Genomic DNA, 22,231 nt, shown 5'->3' on the forward strand with positions numbered 1-22,231 from the left:
ATCCTCATCATCGCGCTTCCGCGCTGGCGACGGTGCTGGCGCTCGGCATCGGTTCGACCGTACGCATCGAGCGGCGACGTCGTCGTGCGACGAACGGTGCCCGCGAGTTCGCCACACGGCACGCCTGGCGTTATGAGGAGGAATCCGAGGGCCTCACCGAGAGCTTCGAGTTGCCCATCACCGCTTCCGGCAGACTTCGCCGGCTCCGTTCCCGCAACCTCCTCAGCGGCACCTACCGAAGCCGGGCGGCACAGTCCTGGGAGTTCGCCGCCACTGAGCGCACGAAGGGAAGCAGCCGCAGCAGGGGGTCCACTCATGTGCATCTCTACCACCTGGCCGCGCTCAAGGCGGACCGGGAGTTACCGGCGCTGACGATCACATCCCGGGGCGGTGCTTTCTCGCGGGCCCTCGCCGGCGCGCCCAGCCAGACCACCGGGGACGCGGGATTCGACCGCGCCTGGGGGGCGAAGGCGCAGAACCAGGGCGTTCTGCGCGCCCTCCTCGGTGACGGCTTCCGTGCTCGTCTCCTGGACTTCCACGGCGAACTGGACGGCCTGGCCACCCGTGGTTCGACCTTGCTGCTCTGGCGCAAGGGCCGTCAGCAGGCCGAGGACATTGAGCCCCTGCTGGAGAAGGCAGCCGAGATCCTCCGGCACCTCGAGCGGCGGGGCTGAGGCCCACGCTCAGGGCGCCGTCCAGGCCACTGACGGCCGAGACCACAGCAAGCGCGAAATGTCCGCCGCAGACCTGGCGACCGGCGCGAGGACCGCCGCCTGCTGGACGCGGGTGAGCGGGGTCAGCGCCACGACAGTTCCCCGATCACGGCGACGGCCGGCCCGCTGCGCACGTCGTCCAGGAACCCGGAGGGCGCGGCGAACTCCTCGGTGGTGAGGATCGTCGGGCTCACGGGACGGTGCACCGCAACCTCGACTCGGGTGCACGCCTGGTAAACCGCGTCCACGTCGGGGTCCCCGAGCACCATGACGTCAATGTCGTGCGGCGCCGGACCGGCATCCCCGAGCATCCGCGAGGAGCGGCGCTTCGGTTCAACGTGCTCGCCGAACACCTCGCCGCTCACCGCCCACCGGCAAGGATCGTTGGCTCCTCGGGGGTGAGGGCGACGACCACCGCACCAGAACGCCGTCGGTTACTGCTCGCGCAAGACGCTGCGCGACGCTGGACCGTCCGGCATCAAGTTCCACGACCTGCGGCCCTTCTACGCCTCCGGCCGGATCGCCGCCGGTTGCGACGTCGTGACCGTCCAGCGGTCGCTTGTGCACGCGACTGCGAGGTTCACCATCTACGCCCACCACTGGCGAACGGCGGGGGACCGCCCTCGAAAGGCTGCGGAGTCGATCATGTCTGCGTCACTCGGCGAGCGAGTCGACGAGGTAACGCCGACACGGGGACATGAGTAGGTCAGGTGATCAGACGACCCTTTGTCCCAACGTCGCCGGTGACGCCCGTTCCACCCTTCATCGGTGATGGTTCGTTACCAAGAGCGCCCGTCGCTGGGTAGGTCCACGATCTGAACCTTCTCCCTAACCCTGTCTGGGGATCGGCACGCCAGCGGCCCGCAGGTGCTGGGTGACGAGGGTGTTGATCCGCACTACTGCTGGATAGTCGTCCGATCCATGGTGCTCGATGGTGACGTACTGTTGCGTCGACTCGGCATCGACCAGCGTCGCAGCGTTCCGTTCCAGGACCTCGCGTTGCTTGAGTAGGTTCGCTGCGAGATCCGTTGCGAGGGCTTCGATGCGCGAGTCGTGCGGATCCCAGTGGCGGGCCTCCCAGGAGCGCTTCAGCAGGTCGATGTGCTCCGGGTCGGCGAAGCGCTCATCGAGTTGGTCGAGGAACCCGTCGTGCAGTTCTGGGGTGATCGCACGCAGCAGGATGAGACTCTCCCGCACGGAGTCGACGTACTCGAGGTCGAAGCCGTACGCGGTGAACCGCGCAAGCGCGGAGCAGGCGCGGTCGGAGAGTAGCGCCCGATCGCCGTCTGCCAGCCTGTGGAGCGTGAGTTGGCGTTCTCGGAGCGCGTCGATCCGCTCGCTCAGCCGCCGGTCGACCTCGGTCATCCGGGCGGCGAACTGCTCCGGCTCGGCGTCGAGAAGATCTTCGATCTCTGCCAGGGGCACGCCTGCCTCGGCGAGCGTGCGCACCTGGACGAGCCGGAACAGATCCGCCGATCCGTACCGGCGATAGCCGGACGTGTCGCGGTCGGGCTCGGCAACCAGGCCCAGGCGGTGGTAGTGCCGCACCGTTTTGATGGTGACGTTCGCGAACGCCGCCGCTTGCCCGATCGTGAGACCCCGTGCCATGCGTCAGCCTGCCAGTTGCGCGGCCTGGTCCCGTACGACCTGCGCGACGGCAACGGAATCCTTGCGCAGGATCGCCTCGTGGTTGCTCGGCACCCGGGCGCTGATCTGGAGGTTGTGGTTCCGGGCGACCACTGGTTCGAGCGCGCGGCGGATCCGACCCATCTGGTCGTTCTTCGATCCCGTGTGGTCGCCCTGGGCGATGATGTAGCGCACTGGTGTGGTGATCCGGTCGAGAATTGGAACGAGCTGCGACTCCTCCAGCAGGTTGTTTGCCTCGATGTTGATCTGGGCGTGCTGATCGGCGCTCATCCGAGCAGCCAACCCCAGTCGTGCGGCGATCGGCAGGAACAGCCGCATCCTGCCGAAAAGTCTGCGGATCTGGTCGTCGGGGAGTTCCTTCCTGATCGAGGCGGGAACCGGGAGTGCCCCGTCCACCGACACGATGCCGGCGACCCGGTCGGGATGCCGGTCGGCCCAGTGCACAGCAATCAGGGCCCCGTAGGACCAGCCGACCAGTATCGGGCGCTCGCTGCGGCGGGCGGTGAGCACCGCGTCAAGGTCGCGCACGGCGGCCTCGAACGAGTAGTCGGCCGAGCGGCGGGAGCGGCCGCGGGCACGTTCGTCATAGGCGATGTGCCGGTAGGTGATCGACCCACCGGCCGATGCGGCCGTGGTGCGCTGCAGGCCGTGTCCGGCGAGCGCCTGATCGGTGGCCGCGTGCACGGTTCCGGTGAACCCGAGTTCGGCTATGACCTTCTTCCAGTGTCGGGTGTTGGCATAGGAACCGTTCAGGTAGACGACGGGAATGCCGTCCCCTCCGGTGTCGGTGACACGGAGTGCGGTGTCTTCGACGGGAACGTAGCCCGTCCAAGGGGTCGGTGGGGTCTTCGTTGGCGTGTCCATGACATCCATGCTCCGGGTTGACCTCGGGTCAAGGTCAACCCTCGAGTCGGAATCGGGCTCGCGGGTGGTGCACCGAACACTCTTAGGCAGCGGACGTGGACGGCCAAGGAAGGCCAGACGTCAGCGAACGCCCCATCCGCAAACACCGGGACGACCCTTGACGAGGCAAGTGCCGTCGCCGCTTCCACATCAGCCCGGATTCCCATGCTCGTCAGTTTCTCGGACCCCATGACACTCATTCAGCTGTTCCGCGAGAGAACCTTGGAGGCTGTCGAATAGAGCTGCGGCGGCAGATGCCTCAAGACTCAGCCGAAGCAGACGGGGCCGTTCTGACGCGCTGGGGATCAGACGTTGAAGCGGAACGAAAACCGGGTATTTCGGCTACCTTCGATAATCGTTGAAAACAGCCAAAAAGGGCCTCTGACCTGGGCAAACGCCGTCCGCGAGCCGTTGGCAGCCGTTGGTCAGAAACGGGCTCCGCGTGACTTCTTGCGGACTATTTGCGGACCGCTGGACGGTCGGAGACCCTGAGGTCATTCGTCGCGGACTCACCGACATGACGTCAGGCTAGTCCGAGCCCCGACCTAGACCTTCGATCTTCGCGCATCTTGCGGACAAGTCGCGGATGCTCTGCCAGACAACCGCTCGGGGCGCGTCGATTTTGAGTGCTCGGATGTATTCGTCGAGACGTTGCGGGCGATCTTGGAGGTAGGTGACTGCTTTGTTGAGAGTCTCGCCGACCGTCTTGCCGTACGCATCGACCGCCTTGCGCGCGCCGGCCTTCAGGGCGACGGCGTCGGGTTTTATCATGGCCAGGTCGATCAGGTCGCGGCTGAACGTCGACGTGTCTGCCCAACGGTCGTCATTGGCGAGCAGCTTGGTTGCGACCTGGTCGGTTCGCGTCAGGATCCGTAAGCCACAGATCTCATCGCCCAGGGAGGGAGTGTCGAGGTCGATGCGACCTTCATGGATGATCTCGAACTTGATCGCAATCCCTGCCACGAGCACCGAGGTCCTGATGCCGTAACCGTCAACAGAGGGTGATCGACCCAGGTCCAGTTCGCGTGTAGCCAGAGCATCGAGCCCGTGGTCCCTGACCATCTGGCGCAGTTCGCGGTAGGACTTCGGGTCGGAGACCAGGAAGTCGATGTCGACCGATTCGCGGAACTCACCGTTGGCGAGGACGATCGCGGTGCCGCCTCCGAACCAGCAGTTGTGCTCGGCCAGGAGCGGTGCGTCGAGGATCGACAGCACCTCGGCCACCTGTTGGTGGTGCAGCCGCCTAAACAAGGAGCCTCCCGTTGCTGTAGGTGTCCGCCAGGTGCTGGATGAATGCCTTCTCGTGGTCAGTCAGCGTCTCCTGGTTGAGGTTTCGCCAGCCGCGTTCGTAGAGGTTGAGTGCCTCTGTCTCGGTGATGGTGGTGCCGGCGTCGGTCTGCCATGCCAGCATGCGGAGGCCGGGGTAGTCGCCCACCGTGATCGTCGCCGGTTCTGCTGCTGGAGCGTCGAGGATCGGGACGACGAGATGAAGTCCGAGTGCGGCGGCAACGTTGATGTAGGCGCCGACCGTGACCGAGGGGTTGCCTGCCTCGATCCTGTGCAGGGTGACACGCGAAACGCCAGCAGCTTCGGCACAGGCGACTACCGTGACACCGAGGGCCTTTCGGCGTTCGCGTAGCCGGGCGCCTAGGCGTTCGAGGTCCGCCTGTTGCTCGGGGCTCGTGTACGGGCTAGGGGCTGGCATGTTTCTCATATTAGTCATTCAACCCTTAAAGTCAATAATGAGAAACGATTCTCATGATCCCTCGGTCAAAGGGCAGGTTGAGGGCAGGCGGGGTACGGCGGACGTGGGACTACCTACGTAGCCGACGGCCTTTCGAACAAGCAGACGTTCTGGGCCGACAGTCACGCGACCCTCAGCGGAGTGATCGCAGCGACCTTCTCCCGCAGAGCGCGGCGCTGGAGCCGCAGCTCATAGTTCGACTGCAGGTTCATCCAGAACTCCTCGGACGTGCCGAAGTACCGCGCCAGACGGATCGCCGTGTCCGCTGTGATGCCCCGCTTGCCGTGAACAATCTCGTTGATCCGGCGTGGCGGCACGCCGATGGACACCGCAAGCTTGTTCTGCGTGATCCCGAAGCCCACGATGAAATCCTCCATCAGGACCTCTCCCGGGTGGATCGGCTCGATCCGGTCACTCTCAGTGGTAGTCGACGAGTTCGACATTGTCCGCACCTCCATCTCTCCAGACGAAGCAGAGACGCCATTGCGCGTTCACGCGGATGCTGTGCTGCCCGCGTCGGTCGCGCCGACCAGACGCTCCAGGCGATTGCCCGGCGGGACCCGGAGGTCCTCGACATCCTTCGCCGCATGGAAAACTCGAGCTTCCGCAAGGTCGCCCGCTGCACCGTCCGGTCAATACGCTTGACGTACTGCTCATGCCAGATGCGCTCGGTGTCCTTGCTCCCGAACGATCTGATCACATGGCTAGCACATAACGCGGAGCGTCATTGACGCTAGACGTTAAACCGGAACTCGACCACGTCGCCGTCGGCCATCACGTAGTCCTTACCCTCGATGCGCACCTGACCGCGGGCCTTGGCTGCAGCCATCGACCCGGCCGCCACCAGGTCCTCGAAGGAAACCACCTCGGCCTTGATGAAACCCTTCTGGAAGTCGGTGTGGATCACACCGGCGGCTTGAGGCGCGGTCCACCCCTTGCCGATGGTCCAGGCCCGGGCCTCCTTGGGCCCGGCCGTCAGGTAGGTCTGCAGCCCGAGGGTGTCGAATCCGACCCGTGCGAGTTGGTCCAATCCGGACTCGGCCTGCCCGGACTCGGCGAGCATCTCGGCCGCCTCATCCGGCTCCAACTCCACCAGTTCGGCCTCGAACTTGGCGTCCAGGAAGATCGCCTGGGCCGGTGCGACCAACTCGCGCAGCCGCTCCTGCATCTCGGCGTCGGCCAGACCCTCATCGTCGGTGTTGAACACGTAGATGAACGGCTTGGCGGTCATCAGCCCGAACTGGGCGATCACCTGCGGGTCAAGTCCGGCGGCAGCCCCACCGGCGGAGATCGTCACGCCCGTCTCCAGCAGCGCCAGGGCGCCCTGGGCGGCGTCAAGCACCTCAGCCTCGATCCGCTTGCCGCGCACCTCCTTCTCCAGCCGCGGCATCGCCTTCTCCAGAGTCTGGATGTCGGCGAGGATCAGTTCAGTGTTGATGGTCTCGATGTCATCAGCCGGGGAGATCTTGCCGTCCACGTGCACCACGTCAGGATCGGCAAAGGCGCGGGTGACCTGACAGATCGCCTCGGCTTCACGGATATTGGCCAGGAACTTGTTCCCCAGCCCCTCCCCTTCGCTGGCGCCCTTGACGATGCCTGCGATGTCCACGAAGGAGACCGTGGCAGGCAGGATCCGCTCGGACCCGAAGATCTCTGCCAGGACGCCAAGACGTTCATCCGGCAGCGGCACTACGCCGATGTTCGGCTCGATGGTGGCGAACGGGTAGTTCGCAGCCAGGACGGTCGCGCGGGTCAGCGCGTTGAACAGGGTGGACTTGCCAACGTTGGGCAGGCCGGCGATTCCGATAGTGAGGGCCACGTGGGGTGATTCTACTTGCCGGCACCAGCACCGGCGGACCCGGTGTGATGCAGACGATGAACGACGACGGCGCGTACCTGCCATAGGAGCGGATCCACGGCGAAGTGAGGGGTCTGCGGCCGGTCGGTGCCCCGATGTCAGTGGCTCGTGGTTGCCTGGGGGCATGGAGTTCACACACGTGCTGTTGATCGTCGGGGCGCTGCTGTTAGGCATTGCCGGCGGATTCTTGGTGGCGCGTCAGCGAGCCGCCGCCCAGAGCGGGCAACTCAATGCCCGCGCCGTGGCCGCAGAACGTGAGTTGGCCGCGGTGCGGCAGATGCACGATCAGCAGGTCCGGGCTGAACGCGACAGCGCACTTGAACGACTGCAGACCGAGCGGTCCGACGCCGCTGCTCGCCTGGAGGAGGAGCGAAATACAGCCGCGCAACGGCTGGCTGCGCGAGAGCAGGAGTTGGCCCAGCGTCTCGCTGACCGGGAGCGGGAACTCGCCGAGCAACTGCGCGCCGAGCGTGAGGCTGCGGCGCAGCGAGTGGAAGAGATGCGCGCGGACACCAAACGTTTGGCCGACGAGTTCGAAGCACTCTCGCGCAAGGCACTGGCGGCGAACTCTGAGTCGTTCCTGCAGCAGGCTGCGGAGCGGCTCAAGCGTGCCGAAGAGTCCAGCGTCTCCGAACTGGCCAAGCGCGAGGAGGCCATCAAGTCGCTGGTGGAGCCGTTGCAGCGGACCCTGGGCGAGGTGAAGGCCGAGATGACGTCCGCGGAGAAGGCCCGGCTCGCCGCCCACACCGCACTTGACCAGCAGGTCCAGGCAATGCGCGAGTCCTCCGACTCCTTGCGCACCGAGACCGGCCAGTTGGTGACCGCCTTGCGTGCTCCGCAGGTTCGCGGGCGTTGGGGTGAGCTGCAACTACGGCGCGTGGTCGAGGCTGCCGGAATGGTCGAACATGTCGACTTCACCGAGCAGGACCAACTCGACGGCGGGGCGCTGCGCCCGGACCTGGTGGTGAAACTGCCCGGGGACAAGCAGATCGTGGTGGACTCCAAAGTCTCGTTCAACGGCTACCTCGAAGCGATGGAGGCCCGCGAGGAATCGGTCCGCGCCGAACGGCTCAAGGCCCACGCCCGGCACCTGCGCAAGCACATCGACGATCTGGACTCCAAGGCCTACTGGGAGCACATCAGCGGCAGCCCGGAGTTCACCGTGATGTTCGTTCCGGCCGAGGCCTTCCTGAACGCGGCGCTGGAGCAGGACCCCACCCTGCTGGAACACGCCTTCGGCAAGAACGTGGTCATCGCCACCCCGCCCACGCTGGTCGCACTGCTACGAACCGTGGGTTACACCTGGCGCCAGGAGTTGCTCGCCGCCGAGGCCCAACAGGTCTTCACCGTGGGCCGGGAACTGCACAAGCGGCTGGCCACCTTCGGCGAGCACCTGCAGAAGGTCAGCCGCAGCCTGAACAGCACCGTGGACGCCTTCAACAAGATGAACGCCTCATTGGACTCCCGGCTGGTGCCCCAGGTCCGGCGGTTCTCGGGTCTGCAGGGATTGGAGGAGTCCTTCGAGGTACCGCCACCACTGGAAGTACTCGCCGTGGCGGCGCACAAGGAGGACCTCTATGCCTCCGCCGCTGACGGCGAAGCGCAGCAGCCGCATCTCGACCGGGCCGATGAGACAACGAAACTTGTCGAATCCGCTGACGCAGTCGCCAAGAAGGTCGCACACGAGAACCCCCAGGAGCAACACGCCGGCGGCGACACCGAAACCGCGATCGCCTGAGCGCGCAACGCCGCGGCTGGCCTCTCAGGAGGCGTTGACCTGCAACTCCGGGCGGTGGCCGCGCTGGAGTTTCCCGGCCTTCTTCAGGTCCGCCCGCAACTCCTTGGGTAGGGAGAACATCAGGTCTTCGGTCGCGGTCCGGACCTCCTCGAGGTCGGAGAAACCGAGCGCATCGAGGCGCTCGATCACCTCGCGCACCAGAATCTCCGGGACCGAGGCACCAGAGGTCACTCCCACCGTGGTGGCGCCCTCGAGCCACTCGTCCTGCAACTCCCGGACCCGGTCCACCCGGTAGGCCGCGCCCGCCCCCGCCTCCAGGGACACCTCGACCAGGCGCACGGAGTTGGAGGAGTTGGCCGAGCCGACCACGATCATGACGTCGACCCGCGGGGCGATCTTCTTCACCGCCACCTGCCGGTTCTGGGTGGCGTAGCAGATGTCATCACTGGGCGGGTCCTGGAGCGCGGGGAACCGCTCACGCAGCCGGCGCACGGTCTCCATCACCTCATCCACCGAGAGCGTGGTCTGGGACAGCCACACGACGTTCTCCGGGTCCCGCACGGTCACCGAGTCCACCGCGTCCGGGCCGTCGACCAACTGGACGTGCTCCGGCGCCTCGCCCGCGGTGCCCTCGACCTCCTCGTGGCCGTCGTGGCCGATGAGCAGGATGTCCATGTCCTTACGGGCGAAGCGCACCGCTTCCTTGTGCACCTTCGTCACCAACGGGCAGGTGGCATCGATGGTGGCCAGATTGCGTGTGGCAGCCTCGGCGTGCACCGCCGGCGAGACCCCGTGGGCAGAGAAGACCACCCGGGCGCCTTCGGGGACCTCATCGGTCTCGTCGACGAAGATCGCGCCGCGTTCGGACAGGGTCTCCACCACGAACTTGTTGTGCACGATCTCTTTGCGCACATAGATCGGTGCGCCGTGGTGCTCCAGTGCCCGCTCGACCGCTTCGACAGCCCGGTCGACGCCCGCACAGTAGCCACGTGGAGCGGCGAGCAGCACACGTTTGGTTACAGACACGCCTCCAGTCTAGGTGGCATCGCAGTGATCGTCCTGTGTCCGCCCCTCAGATGCAGACGGCCGCCGCTGCCATCGGTGGTGCCGTTGCTTCGACTGTCACCGGGATGGGGCAGGCTAGGACCATGAGCACCTCCCTCGACCCCGGCGCCCTGCCCCCCAAGGCACTGGACACCACCGCCGAACACCCCTGGCCGGTGCGGGTGCTGTCGACCAAGATCGCCGAGTACGTCAATCGGATGGCGCCGGTGTGGGTCGAGGGTCAGATCGTCCAGCTGAACAAGCACAATTCCTCCGCCACCGCCTACCTGACGTTGCGGGACACCGATGTGGACATGTCCCTGAACGTGACCATGCTCAAGCGCTTGCTCGCCTCCGTCGCCGCCCCGGTGGCCGAAGGTGCGCACGTGGTGGTGCACGCCAAGCCGAACTTCTGGATCAAGAAGGGCACGCTCAGCCTGCGGGCCCAGGACATCCGCGCCATCGGGGTCGGAGAACTGCTCGCCAGGATCGAGCACCTGAAGAAGATTCTGGCCGCTGAGGGGCTCTTCGATGCCGAGCGCAAGCACCCGCTGCCGTTCCTGCCGGCGCGCATCGGACTGATCTGCGGACGCGATGCCAAGGCCAAGCACGACGTGCTCGTCAACGCCCGCGCCCGGTGGGAGCATGTGCGCTTCGAGATCCGCGAGGTCGCGGTGCAGGGCCCCAACTGCGTACCCGAGGTCAGCGCAGCGGTTGCCGAACTCGACGCTCGTGAGGACGTCGACGTGATCATCATCGCCCGCGGTGGGGGGTCCGTGGAGGACCTGCTGCCCTTCTCCAACGAGTCCCTGGTGCGCGCGGTCGGGGCGGCCACCACGCCGGTAGTTTCGGCCATCGGGCACGAGACCGACACCCCGTTGCTGGACCTGATCGCCGACTACCGCGCCTCCACCCCCACTGCGGCGGCCAAGCGCGTGGTGCCGGACGTGGCTGCCGAACTCTCCCGGATCGACGACGCTCGCGAGCAGATGCGGCGCTGTCTGGCCCAACGCCTGGACAACGAGAGCGCACACCTGACCAATATCCGGGCCCGCCCGGTGCTGGCTGACCCCACCTCGATCATTACCCCCCGCATGGAGGGCCTGCAGCGTGCGCGACGCGACGCCCGCCAGGCCATCCGGCATGCGCTTGCCCAGGCCCAAGCGGACCTGCACACCGCCCGGGCGAGCCTGCGCGCGCTCTCCCCCCAGTCCACCCTGAATCGCGGATACGCAGTCCTTCGGACCAGCAGCGGCCAGGTTGTCCGCGATGCCGGGGCCGTCGAGGTCGGGCAGGACCTGCACGCCCAGGTGGCCAGCGGGGCACTGCACCTGGACGTGACGGCGATCGAGGAGACGACGAGCGGCCAAGTGGCCGTGACCGCAGAACCCACCGAGAACGCCGGCGCCTCGCTGGCGCCGGCGGACTCACACTGACCCCGCACCGACCTGATTGGATAGTGCCGTGACCGATCCCAGCCAACGTCCCGACGTCAACACCCTGTCCTACGAGCAGGCCCGCGATGAACTCATCCAGGTGGTAGCCAGCCTGGAGAACGGCTCGGCCTCCCTGGAGGACTCCTTGGCGCTGTGGGAGCGGGGCGAGGCGTTGGCCGACCGGTGCCAGGGTTGGCTGGATGCGGCCAAGGAGCGACTGGCTGCCGCCAGCGCGGACCACGCCGCCGAACCCGACGCGAACGGAACCGACGCGGACCAAGCGTCCGCCCCAGTGGCTGATGAGGGCGATCAGTGACCGCTGCCCCGGGCGCACTGGTGGTCGGTGAGGCACTGGTCGATGTGGTCAGGGACGCCGGTGGGCACGTGACCGAGCACCCCGGTGGATCACCGGCGAACGTCGCGATCGGCCTCTCCCGGTTGGGACGCCGGTGAGGCTGTCCACCTGGTTCGGCTCGGACGCACACGGAGATCTGGTGCGCGCCCACCTGACCGGCGCCGGGGTGGACCTGACCCGGGGCTCCGACGGTGCCGAGCGCACCTCCACGGCGCTGGCCCGGTTGGACTCGGACGGGGCGGCACAGTACACCTTCGACCTGGAGTGGCGGGTACCTGCCACCACGGTGGATGAGCACGTGCGGGTGCTGCACGCCGGGTCCATCGCCGCGACGCTGCCCCCTGGCGCGGACGAGGTGGCACGCCTCCTCAACGGCGGAGCCACCCATGCCACGATCAGTTACGACCCCAACGTCCGGCCCACCATCATGGGCGAGGTCGGGCCGGCCCGGGAGCGTATCGAGGCCCTGGTGGCCAGCGCCGATGTGGTCAAGGTCTCCGATGAGGACCTGACCTGGCTCTACCCCGAACAGGATCCGATCGCCTCCGCCCGGAACTGGGCGCACAGGGGGCCCGCACTGGTGGTGGTGACCCGTGGGGGTTCGGAGTCGGTGGGCCTGTGCGCCGCCGGGGAGGTGAGGGATCCCAGCCCCTTGGTGTCCGTGGTGGACACCGTCGGCGCCGGGGACTCCTACATGGCCGCCCTGCTCGATGCCCTCTGGCGGGCGGACCTGCTCGGCGCGTCCCGTCGACGCGCCCTGCACCGCATCGGTACCACCGGGTTGCGGGCCGCGATGACGCATGCCGCGGCAGCCGCCGCGCTCACCGTCAGCCGTGCCGGAGCCAACCCGCCCAGCCGCGACGAGTTGGAGCAGTCGCTCGCCCGCCACGGCACATCCACACCAGCACCACGAGCGGAGGATGCATGAGTCCCAAGGCACCCGTGAGCCCCGAAGCGGCCTGGCAGGCCCTGCGCGAGGGAAACGATCGATTCGTCGCAGGCACGATGACGCACCCCAGCCAGGGCGTGGACCACCGTCGTGAGGTCTCGGTCCGCCAACACCCGTTCGCGGTGATCTTCGGCTGCTCCGACTCCCGGGTCGGCGCCGAACTGATCTTCGACCGCGGCCTCGGTGACCTGTTCGTGGTGCGCACCGCCGGGCACGTCGTGGACACCACCGTGATCGGGTCCATCGAGTACGGCGTTGACGTCCTGGGAGTGCCGCTGGTGGTGGTCCTGGGTCACGACCACTGCGGAGCCCTGCAGGCAGCGATCGACGCCCTCACCACGGGGAAGATGCCCGGCGGCTTCGTGCGCGCGGTGGTGGACCGGGTGATTCCCAGCCTGGTCATGCCCGGCCAGCAGGATCGGCACTCCCGCCCCGATACGCCACCGTCGGCCGCCGGCGACATGGGAACTGGGCACGCCGAGCCCGAGCCCGCCGCCCCATCCGGGGGGCACGAGGGGGCAGCACCGGTGGATGCCGCCCTGCAGCGCCAGATCCACATCCCCGACGACGACGCCCTGCGCCGCCAGCATGTCCGCGCCACGGTGCAGATGCTGCGCACCTACTCCCTGAGTCTGGAGAACGCCATCGCCGAGGGCCGCTGCGCCGTCATCGGCGTGGAATACGACCTAGCCGATGGCCGGGCCCGCTTGGTCGATTAGGCCCAATCCCGAATATCTCAGCAACTGTCGGGAATGCCCTTTCCATATTTGTTGTCAAACGGTTATGCCCGTATTCACCCCGCCGGTGCCCGGACAGGAGTATGCCTAGGGGTGCGCATGGGGGTGCAATCAGCCAGCATGCGCATCGACACTAGCAAGGGAGCCGGAATGAAACGAAGCGCAGCAGTCCGCCTGGCGGCGGTCGTGGCCGCCACGGGCCTACTCGCAGCCGGGTGCTTGAGCGACGACCCCGATGGAGGCAACGGCGGCAACGGGGGCGGGGGCACCGGCGACACAGGCAATGGTGATAACGGCAACGGTGCCAGCGGTGGACCGGTAGAGATCGTCGGTGCCTTCTCCGGGGAACAACAACAGGCCTTCGAAGCCGACCTGGAGATGGTGGCCGAGGAGCACGACCTCGACCTGGAGTTCAACTCCCTGGCCGACTTCGACACCATCATCCGCACCCGCGTCGAGGGCGGGAACGTACCCGACATCGCGATCTTCCCCCAGCCCGGTCTGATGATGGACCTGGCCGGCGACGGTCACCTGATCCCACTCTCCGAGGCTCTCGACCTCGACGCAGCGTCCGGGGACATGATCGACGGTCTGGTGGACACCGGCACCGCGGAGGACGGCACCACCTACGGCATCCCCTACTCCATCAACGTCAAGTCACTGGTCTTCTACCCGATCCCCGAGTTCGACGACGCCGGCTACACCATCCCCGAATCGCACCAGGAACTGGTGGAACTGAGCCAGCAGATGGTCGATGACGGTGTGACGCCCTGGTGCATCGGCATCGAGTCCGGACCCGACACCGGTTGGCCGGCAACGGACTGGCTGGAGGAGTACGTGCTCCGGGTGGGTGGACCGGATGTCTACGACCAGTGGGTGAACAATGAGATCCCCTTCGATGACCCCGTCGTCGTGGAAGCCGGTGAGGCATTCGGTGAGATCGCCCTGACCGAGGGCTTCGTGGTCGGTGGCCAGCAGGGCCTGACCGCCACGAACTTCGGTGACGCCGCAAACCCGCTGATCGCCGACGAGCCGGGCTGCATGATGCACCGCCAGGGCAACTTCATCACCAGTTTCTGGCCTCCGGAGATCCTGGAGAACCTCGATGAGGAGGTCGGCGTGTTCCTGCTGCCTCCCTATGAGGGCGGCTTCGATGGACAGCCCGTGCTGGGCGGCGGTGACTACATGGCGCTGCTGAGCGACAACCCCGACGCCGCAGCAGCCCTGGAGGCGATCGCCGCGCCGTCATTCGGTGAGAACTCCGCCGCATCCGGTGGGTGGCTTTCCCCGAACGTCTCCTTCGACACCTCCTTCTACCCCAACGACCTGCTCCGCGAGCAGGCCGAACTGGCCGCTGACTCGGATGTGTTCCGCTTCGACGGTTCGGACCTGATGCCCGCCCAGGTGGGCACCGGGACGTTCTGGACCTCGATGGTCGACTGGCTCTCCGGGAGCGTGGAACTGGAGGAGGCTCTCAGCGAGATCGAGAACAGCTGGCCGTGATTCTCCACGGCGGCCGGGCGGGCAGTGAAGCCTCGCCCGGCCGGCGTGCTCGCCTGGGAAAGGGCGCACCATGATCAAAGTCATCAACGCCGTCCTTGCCATCGCCGGTGGCGTCGGAGCGGTGCTCATCCTCTTCTTCGTGTTCAACTGGCTCGTCGAGAAGCTACCCGAACGGTGGTCCAGCAGGCTCAAGCCGTGGGTGTTCGCCGGCCCGGCGATCGCTTTCATCGGACTGTTCCTGCTCTACCCGGGTGTGCGCACGATCATTCTCAGTTTCGCCAACGCCCGCTCCACCGAGTGGATCGGGGTGCAGAACTACGTGGATCTGCTCACCGAGTCCGCGTTCCAGCAGACCATGATCAACACCCTGCTGTGGATCCTGGTGGTGCCCACCGTGGCGGTGGTGATCGGGCTGCTGGTGGCGGTGCTCACCGACCGGCTCGCCCCGCGCGGGGAGAAGGTCACCAAGTCACTGATCTTCCTGCCGATGGCGATCTCCATGGTCGGGGCCAGCACAATCTGGCGGTTCATCTACGAGTTCCGACCCGGCGGAACCGAACAGATCGGGTTGCTGAACGCGCTGTGGACCGGCATCGGTGGGCAACCACAGGTCTGGCTGCAGATGCGGGACTACCGGCTGAACAGTTTCCTGCTCATGATCATCCTGATCTGGTTGCAGACCGGGTTCGCGATGGTGCTGTTGTCCTCGGCGATCAAAGCGGTTCCGGAGGAAACGATCGAAGCGGCCCGCATTGACGGCGCAACCGAAGTACAGGCCTTCTTCCAAGTGGTGATCCCGCAGATCTGGGGCACGGTGATCACCGTATTCGTCACGATTCTGATCGCGGTCATGAAGATCTTCGACATCGTCTACGTGATGACGGGGGCCAGCACAATACCGACGTCGTGGCACGACGATTCTTCGCCGAACTGTTCAATGTGGGTGATTACGGCAAGTCCGCGGCCATCGTGGTGCTGCTGATGATCGCGGTGATCCCGGTGATGATCTACCAGGTCCGGCAGTTCCGGAAGCAGGAGGCCATGGGATGAGTACCTCGACCGTTCCTCCGGTAGCAGAAGCCGCCCCGACGGGCAGGTCCCGCCCCAGGTCGCGTCCCGAGCCGGGTGAGTCCAGAGCCAACTGGCCGGTCCGCATCACCCTGACGCTCGTCGTCGTCGGCTTCGTCATCCCCACTCTGGGTCTGCTGGTCACCTCCTTCCGCACCCGCGAGGATGCCACCAGCACCTCCTGGTGGGGAGCGATCCTGCGGTTCTGGGACAACGACTGGACGCTGAACTCCTATCGGGAGGTCCTGGATGCGGGCATGGGCAACGCCTTCATCAACTCCCTGGTGGTGACCATCCCGGCCACCATCATCCCCATCCTGATCGCGGCGATGGCGGCCTACGCCTTCACGTTCCTGCAGTTCCGGGGCCGGGATTGGCTGTTCGTCCTCGTGGTGGGCCTGCTCGTGGTGCCCAACCAGGTGGCGCTGATGCCACTGCTGCAGCTGTTCAACCAGTTCGGCCTGGTCGGGGAGTTCATCACGGTGTGGCTGGCCCACACCGGGTTCGGGATGCCGCTGGCGGTGTTCATCCTGCGCAACTACATGTCCACGTTGCCCAAGGCCGTGATCGAGTCGGCCAAGATCGACGGCGCCAGCCACTATCAGACGTTCTGGCGCCTGATCCTGCCGATGAGCGTGCCGGCGCTGGCCGCCTTCGCGATCTTCCAGTTCCTCTGGGTGTGGAACGACCTGCTGATCGCGGTGCTGTTCATCGGTTCGGGACGCAACGAGGTGGTCACCGTGGCGTTGCAGGGCCTCATCGGCCAGTACGGCCAGCGGTGGGACCTCCTCTCCTCCGGGGCGTTCATCTCGATGCTCGTCCCCGTGATCGTCTTCTTCGCCCTGCAGCGCTACTTCGTGCGCGGCATGACCGCGGGGGCGGTCAAGGGCTAGGAGACGGCCCGGCCCGGGCACGGGAACTCTTCCCGGCCCGGGCCCGGGTTGTGCCCGACCGGACGCCCCGCCCCGGTTCCGGGGACGGCGGCGCACCGGCTTCGCAGGACCTGCGCGTCAAACCGCTGGCATCGCCGCTGCGCGGCTGGTACCAAGGACCAATGGGTTCCCGCCGAAACCGCCGCATCGCCGCGGTCCGCCAACGCAGTATCCCCACGCCGAAGTCAGCGATCGTCGTTGGCGCCGGGATGGTCGGACTTGCCACCGCGTGGCACCTGCGCCGCGCCGGCCTGGACGTGACCGTGGTGGAGCAGGATCACGTAGCCGCCGGGGCGTCCTGGGGCAACGCCGGCTGGCTGACTCCTCCGATCACCACCCCGTTACCCGAGCCCGCGATCCTACGTTCGGGACTCAAGGCGTTCATCTCCCCCAACTCCCCGGTCTACGTCCCGCCCCGGATCGACCCGGTGCTGATCCGGTTCCTGGCCGGCTTCCTACGCCGCTCCACCGCCGGGGCCTGGACCAGGGCCATGGGCCACTACATCCCGCTGAACCGGGAGTCACTGGCGGCGTTCGACGAGTTGACCGAGAACGGGGTGAGTGAACCCACCGTGGAGCCCGAGGCGTTCCTGGCCTGCTTCGCCCGTCCCGGCCAGCACAAACTGCTGATGGAAGAGTTCGGCCAGATCCGTGCGGCCGGTCAGGACGTGGGCGCCGACCTGCTCGACGGCGACGCGGCGCGGGAGATCGTGCCGGCGCTGTCCGAGCAGGTGGTCGAGGCGATCCGGCTGCACGGGACACGCTTCATGAACCCGCCCGCTTTCCTGACCTCACTGGCGGCGGCGGTGCGCGCTCAGGGCACCACGGTGCACGAAGGACGGCGGGTGATAGCCGCCGACGGCGGTGGGCCGGGTTCACCGGCCTCGGTCACCGTGGCGGACAACGTCCGTAGTGGCCAGACCCGCAGTGAGAGCCCCGCGCGCACCGGGGGGGAGGTCGAACGACTGGACGCCGACGTGGTGGTGCTGGCGACCGGGGCGTGGCTGCCGCAACTGTCCCGTGGCTTCGGGGTCCGCCAGGTGGTCCAAGCCGGACGGGGCTATTCCTTCACCGTGTCGGTTGACCCCGCGCCAACGGTGCCGGTGTACTTCCCGGCCCAGCGCGTGGCCTGCACCCCGCTGGGTGGACGGCTACGGGTGGCCGGAATGATGGAGTTCCAGCGCCCCGACGCCCCGTTGGACCCGCGCCGCATCAAGGCGATCGTCGGTGCCACCCGGCCGCTGTTGACCGGAGCGGACTTCGAGTCGCGCGAGGACGAGTGGGTCGGCTCCCGGCCGGTCACGCCTGATGGTCTGCCGCAGATCGGTCCGACCGCCTCGCCCCGGGTGCACATCGCCGGTGGGCACGGGATGTGGGGTATCACGCTGGGGCCGTTGACCGGGCGGTTGCTCACCGAGGCGATCACCACCGGGCAGGTTCCCGAGCTGCTCGCCCCGTTCGACCCGCTGCGCTGAACACGCCCGCGCCTTCGGCGCAGGTACTCAGTCGCGGAACGTCTCGATCTGGGCGCCGAGCTCAATCAGCCGCTCCTGCAACTGCTCGTAGCCGCGGGCGATGATGTCCACACCGCGCAGCACCGAGGTGCCCTTGGCCGCCAGCATCGCCAGCAGGATCACCACCGCCGGACGCAGGGCCGGCGGACAGGTCACCTCCGCGCCGGAGAACCGGGTAGGACCGGTGATGTCCAACCGGTGCGGGTCCAGCAGCCGCACGTCAGCACCGAGCCTGGTCAGGTCCGTCAAGTGCAGGGCGCGGTTGTCGTAGACCCAGTCGTGGATCATCGTGGTGCCCGAGGCGGTCGCGGCGATCACCGCGAAGAAGGGGAGGTTGTCGATGTTCAGGCCGGGGAAGGGCATCGGGTGGATCTTGTCGATCGGGGCTTTCAACTCGCTCGGCTGCACCGTCACGTCCACCAGCCGGGTGCGCCCGTTCGCGGCCGGGTACTCCTCCGAGAGCGTGTAGCGCAGACCCATCTCCGAGAGTGTGGCCAGTTCGATCTCCATGAACTCGATCGGCACCCGCGCCACGGTGATCTCCGAGTTCGTCACGATGCCGGCGGTGAGCAGGCTCATCGCCTCCACCGGGTCCTCACCCGGGGCGTAGTCGACGTCGGCGTCGATGTCGGCCAGGCCGTGCACCCGTAGGGTGGTGGTACCGATCCCGTCGATCCGCACCCCGAGCAGCTCGAGGTAGAAGCACAGGTCCTGGACCATGTAGTTCGGGCTTGCGTTGCGGATCGTGGTCACACCCGGGTGCCGGGCGGCAGCCATGATGGCGTTCTCGGTGACCGTGTCACCGCGCTCGGTCAGCACCACCTTGATGTCGGTCGGCCGCTCCGGATTCACCGTGGCCTGGTAGGCACCGGAGGTGGCCAGCACGTCCAGGCCGAAGGGCCGCAGGGCGATCATGTGTGGCTCCACCGTGCGCGTACCCAGGTTGCAGCCCCCGGCGTAGGGCAACTCGAACGCCGCTTCCCTGTTCAGCAACGGCCCCAGGAACATGATGATGCTGCGGGTTCGACGGGCTGCCTCGGTGTCGATGTTCGCCAGATCCAACTCGGCCGGCGGAACGAGCTCGAGGTCCTTTCCGTCGGCGGACCATGTGGCCTGCACCCCGATGGAGCGCAGCACCGCCACGATCCGGTCCACCTCCACGATCCGGGCGACTCCGCGCAGGGTGGTACGGCCACGGTTGAGCAGTGCGGCGCACAGGAGGGCTACCGCGCCGTTCTTGGAGGACTTCACCGTGATGGTCCCGGAGAGCTTCTGCTCTCCCGTCACCCGCAGGTGGGAGGCGCGGGGCCGGCCGAGGTGGAGCAGATCCGCCTCCAGGGCCTGGTTGATCCGGCCCAGCAGTTCCACGGTCAGGTTCTGCCCGCCGTTCTCGATCCGGGCCACCGCGCTCTGGCTGGTACCGAGCAACTCGGCCAACTGGGTCTGGGTGAGGCCCTTGTTCTGCCGGGCCCCGCGGATCAGGGCACCGATCTCGGGCACTGTGGTCTGGGTCTGCTCAATCGTGGTCATTCGGGCACGATATCTCGCATATGAGATACCCGCTCGCGATAGTGGCCAGGATCACGCCCGAGGGGCGGACGCGGAATTCACTTTCCGCATCCGGCACTTCACATCCCCGGCCCCTCGAGCAACTCGGTGACCAGCGCCGCCACCGCAGAGCGTTCGGAACGGGTCAACGTCACGTGTCCGAACAGCGGGTGGCCCTTGAGTGACTCGATCACCGAGGCGATGCCGTCGTGGCGTCCCACGCGCAGGTTGTCGCGCTGGGCCACATCGTGGGTGAGCACCACCCGAGAACTCTGCCCGATCCGGGAGAGCACGGTCAGGAGCACGTTGCGCTCCAGTGACTGCGCCTCGTCGACGATCACGAACGCATCGTGCAGGGACCGGCCACGGATGTGGGTAAGGGGCAGTACCTCGAGCATGCCGCGGTCCATCACCTCTTCGACCACCTCGGTCGAGACCACCGCCCCCAGGGTGTCGAACACCGCCTGGGCCCAGGGGTTCATCTTCTCCGCCTCGCTACCGGGCAGGTAGCCCAGCTCCTGGCCGCCGACGGCGTACAACGGCCGGAACACCACCACCTTGCGGTGCTCCTGGCGCTCCAGCACCGCCTCCAGGCCCGCGCACAGTGCCAGGGCGGACTTGCCGGTGCCGGCCCGCCCACCCAGGGAGACGATGCCTACCTCGGAGTCGAGCAGGAGGTCGATGGCGATGCGCTGTTCGGCGCTGCGCCCGTGCATCCCGAAGATATCCCGGTCTCCGCGCACCAGTGTGATCTGTTTGTCCGCCGTGACCCGGCCCAGCGCCGAACCGCGCGGGGAGTGCAGGACCAGCCCGGTGTTGCACGGCAGGTCACGCACGGTCTCCCCGGCCACCAGGTCGGCGATGACCAGGCGCTCACTGGCCCACAACTCCCCCATCTCCTCCTCGCTGAGTCCCGCTTCGGAGATCCCGCGCCACCCCGAGTCCAGGGCGAGCTGGGCCCGGTACTCCTCTGCCCGCAGCCCCACCGATGAGGCCTTGACCCGCATCGGCAGGTCCTTGGAGACGATCGTGACGTGGCGCCCCTCGGCGTCGAGGTTGGCGGCCACGGACAGGATACGAGTGTCGTTGTCACCCAACCGCAGACCCGAGGGCAGCACCGCCGGATCGGAGTGGTTGAGTTCTACCCGTACCGTTCCACCCTGGTCGCCCACCGGAACCGGGGAATCGAGCCGGCCGTGTTCGAGGCGCAGGTCGTCGAGCATCCGCAGCGCGCTGCGCGCGAAGTAGCCGAGCTCGGGGTGGTGGCGTTTGCCCTCCAACTCGGTGATCACCGCTACCGGTAGCACCACCTCGTGCTCGGCGAACCGCAGGATCGCCCACGGATCGGACAGACAGCAGCACCGAGGTGTCCAGCACATAGGTGACGACCTCGCCGTCGGCCAGGTCGGGGGCAGGGTCGGCCACGGGCAGCTCTGCCGCGCCTCCCCCCGCCTCGGACATGGATCCGATCTGGACGTCGAACTCGAGGGATTCACGGCTCACAGGTAGCTCCTCTAGCTGGACCTGCCGCGGCACACCGTCAGGTGTGGCGGTCGCGGGTGGGGGGCGGTCGGCCGATCGGGCCGAAGGCCCCTTCCCCATCCGAGCGTGAACTCCATGGGCTGGCCTTCCGATGGATGGCGAGGTTGCCATCCAGTGCTCCCACGCTACGACTTGGTGGACACCGATCCGCGTTACGGCACGCCGGGGGCCGAAACGTCATCCGGTGTTCACCAGGTCAGCGACCCAGCCGGCGCTCCCGGCGGGAGTAGGCCCGCAGCGCCCGCAGAAAGTCCACCCTGCGGAAGTCCGGCCAGAACGCCTCGCAGAAGTAGAACTCACTGTGCGCGCGCTCTGCCAGAGCAGGAAGCCGCCCAGGCGCTGTTCCCCCGAGGTACGGATCACCAGATCCGGATCCGGCTGACCCTTGGTGTACAGGTGCTCACCGATGTGGGCCTCGGTCAGTTCCTCGACGATCTCCTCCAGGCTGTGCCCGGCGGCCACGTGTTCCTTGAGCAGGGAGCGCACCGCGTTGGCGATCTCGTGGCGCCCCCCGTACCCGACGGCGATGTTGACCTGCATACCGTCCACGTCGGCCGTGGCGGCCTCGTTCGCGGCCAGCCGGGCCGCGATCTCCTGCGGCAGCAGGGTGAGCTCCCCGACCATGCGCAGCCGCCAGCGCCCGGTGTCGGCCAGCTCCTGCACGGCGGTGGCGATGATCTCCAACAGGTCCGAGACCTCCTGGGCCTCCCGGCGTAGGTTGTCGGTGGACAGCATCCACATGGTGACCACGGACACGCCGGCCTCGGCGCACCAGGTGAGCAGGTCATGGATGCGTTGAGCCCGGCGCGATGTCCGTGGGCTGCGTCCAGGCCGACCGCCCGCGCCCAACGACGGTTGCCGTCCAGCATCACCCCCACGTGCTTGGGCACCTGGGCCGACTGCAGATCCCGGGAGAGTTTGCGCTCATACAGTCCGTACAGCAGGGCCGGAGGTCGCATGCGGATGCGGTTCTCCTCTCGGTTACCGGTACGGGCGGGAC

The 22,231-nt window shown here is 67.2% G+C and carries 20 protein-coding genes and 2 pseudogenes; 11 read left to right on the plus strand and 11 right to left on the minus strand.

The window, feature by feature from the left end; all coding sequences use genetic code 11:
* Positions 1-32 precede the first annotated feature (32 nt).
* Positions 33-674, plus strand: a complete 642-nt coding sequence (locus ACRRRO_RS02720; protein WP_434081047.1) for a hypothetical protein — start codon at positions 33-35, stop codon at positions 672-674.
* 122 nt (positions 675-796) lie between these two features.
* Here the strand turns inward: ACRRRO_RS02720 and ACRRRO_RS02725 are convergent, their stop codons facing one another.
* From ACRRRO_RS02725 to ychF, 7 genes are all read right to left on the minus strand, one after another.
* Entirely contained in the window at positions 797-1,078 is a 282-nt protein-coding gene (locus ACRRRO_RS02725) for a hypothetical protein (protein WP_424797839.1), read from the minus strand.
* 463 nt (positions 1,079-1,541) lie between these two features.
* A complete protein-coding gene (locus ACRRRO_RS02730) occupies positions 1,542-2,321 on the minus strand; it encodes a MerR family transcriptional regulator (RefSeq protein WP_424797838.1) in 780 nt (259 codons plus the stop codon).
* 3 nt (positions 2,322-2,324) lie between these two features.
* Positions 2,325-3,224 carry an alpha/beta fold hydrolase gene (locus tag ACRRRO_RS02735; protein WP_424797837.1) on the minus strand — a complete coding sequence of 300 codons (900 nt, stop codon included), beginning with the start codon at positions 3,222-3,224 and terminating at the stop codon, positions 2,325-2,327.
* Positions 3,225-3,791: 567 nt separating this feature from the next.
* Positions 3,792-4,487, minus strand: coding sequence for a nucleotidyl transferase AbiEii/AbiGii toxin family protein (locus ACRRRO_RS02740; protein WP_424797836.1), 696 nt, complete (start codon positions 4,485-4,487; stop codon positions 3,792-3,794).
* Between the two features lie 19 nt (positions 4,488-4,506).
* Positions 4,507-4,968, minus strand: a complete 462-nt coding sequence (locus ACRRRO_RS02745; RefSeq protein WP_424797835.1) for a helix-turn-helix domain-containing protein — start codon at positions 4,966-4,968, stop codon at positions 4,507-4,509.
* A gap of 161 nt (positions 4,969-5,129) precedes the next feature.
* On the minus strand, positions 5,130-5,450 hold the full coding sequence (locus tag ACRRRO_RS02750; protein WP_424797872.1) for a HigA family addiction module antitoxin: 321 nt from the start codon (positions 5,448-5,450) through the stop codon (positions 5,130-5,132).
* Positions 5,451-5,740: 290 nt separating this feature from the next.
* Positions 5,741-6,826, minus strand: coding sequence for a redox-regulated ATPase YchF (ychF, locus tag ACRRRO_RS02755; RefSeq protein ID WP_424797834.1), 1,086 nt, complete (start codon positions 6,824-6,826; stop codon positions 5,741-5,743).
* A 163-nt stretch (positions 6,827-6,989) separates the two neighbouring features.
* On the opposite strand from ychF, the gene rmuC reads away from it, so the two are divergent.
* Complete coding sequence (gene rmuC / locus ACRRRO_RS02760) at positions 6,990-8,603, plus strand: DNA recombination protein RmuC (RefSeq protein ID WP_424797833.1); 1,614 nt, start codon at positions 6,990-6,992, stop codon at positions 8,601-8,603.
* Between the two features lie 24 nt (positions 8,604-8,627).
* Here rmuC and ACRRRO_RS02765 read toward each other — a convergent pair whose 3' ends face one another.
* Positions 8,628-9,629, minus strand: a complete 1,002-nt coding sequence (locus ACRRRO_RS02765; protein ID WP_424797832.1) for a 4-hydroxy-3-methylbut-2-enyl diphosphate reductase — start codon at positions 9,627-9,629, stop codon at positions 8,628-8,630.
* 122 nt (positions 9,630-9,751) lie between these two features.
* On the opposite strand from ACRRRO_RS02765, the gene xseA reads away from it, so the two are divergent.
* The 9 genes from xseA to ACRRRO_RS02810 all read left to right on the plus strand — a co-directional run bounded on the left by xseA (position 9,752) and on the right by ACRRRO_RS02810 (position 18,102).
* The gene (gene xseA, locus ACRRRO_RS02770) at positions 9,752-11,083 is read left to right on the plus strand and encodes an exodeoxyribonuclease VII large subunit (protein WP_424797831.1); all 1,332 of its coding nucleotides are present in this window, start codon (positions 9,752-9,754) and stop codon (positions 11,081-11,083) included.
* A gap of 28 nt (positions 11,084-11,111) precedes the next feature.
* Positions 11,112-11,399, plus strand: coding sequence for an exodeoxyribonuclease VII small subunit (locus tag ACRRRO_RS02775; RefSeq protein ID WP_424797830.1), 288 nt, complete (start codon positions 11,112-11,114; stop codon positions 11,397-11,399).
* A complete protein-coding gene (locus tag ACRRRO_RS02780; RefSeq protein ID WP_434081048.1) occupies positions 11,396-11,536 on the plus strand; it encodes a hypothetical protein in 141 nt (46 codons plus the stop codon). The genes ACRRRO_RS02775 and ACRRRO_RS02780 overlap by 4 nt, the downstream gene beginning before the upstream one ends.
* Complete coding sequence (locus ACRRRO_RS02785; protein WP_434081049.1) at positions 11,533-12,366, plus strand: PfkB family carbohydrate kinase; 834 nt, start codon at positions 11,533-11,535, stop codon at positions 12,364-12,366. Before ACRRRO_RS02780 ends, ACRRRO_RS02785 begins: the two co-directional genes overlap by 4 nt.
* Positions 12,363-13,106 carry a carbonic anhydrase gene (locus ACRRRO_RS02790; protein WP_424797828.1) on the plus strand — a complete coding sequence of 248 codons (744 nt, stop codon included), beginning with the start codon at positions 12,363-12,365 and terminating at the stop codon, positions 13,104-13,106. The genes ACRRRO_RS02785 and ACRRRO_RS02790 overlap by 4 nt, the downstream gene beginning before the upstream one ends.
* A gap of 168 nt (positions 13,107-13,274) precedes the next feature.
* Complete coding sequence (locus ACRRRO_RS02795; RefSeq protein ID WP_424797827.1) at positions 13,275-14,627, plus strand: ABC transporter substrate-binding protein; 1,353 nt, start codon at positions 13,275-13,277, stop codon at positions 14,625-14,627.
* A 70-nt stretch (positions 14,628-14,697) separates the two neighbouring features.
* Positions 14,698-15,609 carry a carbohydrate ABC transporter permease gene (locus ACRRRO_RS02800; RefSeq protein ID WP_434081050.1) on the plus strand — a complete coding sequence of 304 codons (912 nt, stop codon included), beginning with the start codon at positions 14,698-14,700 and terminating at the stop codon, positions 15,607-15,609.
* A gap of 64 nt (positions 15,610-15,673) precedes the next feature.
* Positions 15,674-16,588 (plus strand): carbohydrate ABC transporter permease, encoded by a 915-nt coding sequence (locus tag ACRRRO_RS02805; RefSeq protein ID WP_424797825.1) that lies wholly within the window; start codon positions 15,674-15,676, stop codon positions 16,586-16,588.
* Between the two features lie 161 nt (positions 16,589-16,749).
* Positions 16,750-18,102: an NAD(P)/FAD-dependent oxidoreductase gene (locus ACRRRO_RS02810; protein WP_424797824.1), complete on the plus strand. Its 1,353-nt coding sequence runs from the start codon at positions 16,750-16,752 to the stop codon at positions 18,100-18,102.
* A 27-nt stretch (positions 18,103-18,129) separates the two neighbouring features.
* Here the strand turns inward: ACRRRO_RS02810 and ACRRRO_RS02815 are convergent, their stop codons facing one another.
* The 3 genes and pseudogenes from ACRRRO_RS02815 to ACRRRO_RS02825 all read right to left on the minus strand — a co-directional run bounded on the left by ACRRRO_RS02815 (position 18,130) and on the right by ACRRRO_RS02825 (position 22,190).
* Positions 18,130-19,671, minus strand: a complete 1,542-nt coding sequence (locus tag ACRRRO_RS02815; protein WP_424788097.1) for a UDP-N-acetylglucosamine 1-carboxyvinyltransferase — start codon at positions 19,669-19,671, stop codon at positions 18,130-18,132.
* A 98-nt stretch (positions 19,672-19,769) separates the two neighbouring features.
* Positions 19,770-21,150: pseudogene (locus ACRRRO_RS02820) on the minus strand (PhoH family protein).
* A 277-nt stretch (positions 21,151-21,427) separates the two neighbouring features.
* A pseudogene (locus ACRRRO_RS02825) lies at positions 21,428-22,190 on the minus strand (isoprenyl transferase).
* Positions 22,191-22,231: the final 41 nt, after the last annotated feature.

Origin of the sequence: Sanguibacter sp. Z1732, assembly GCF_051020515.1 — a bacterium.
In the GTDB taxonomy this organism is placed as follows: domain Bacteria; phylum Actinomycetota; class Actinomycetes; order Actinomycetales; family Beutenbergiaceae; genus CALKWS01.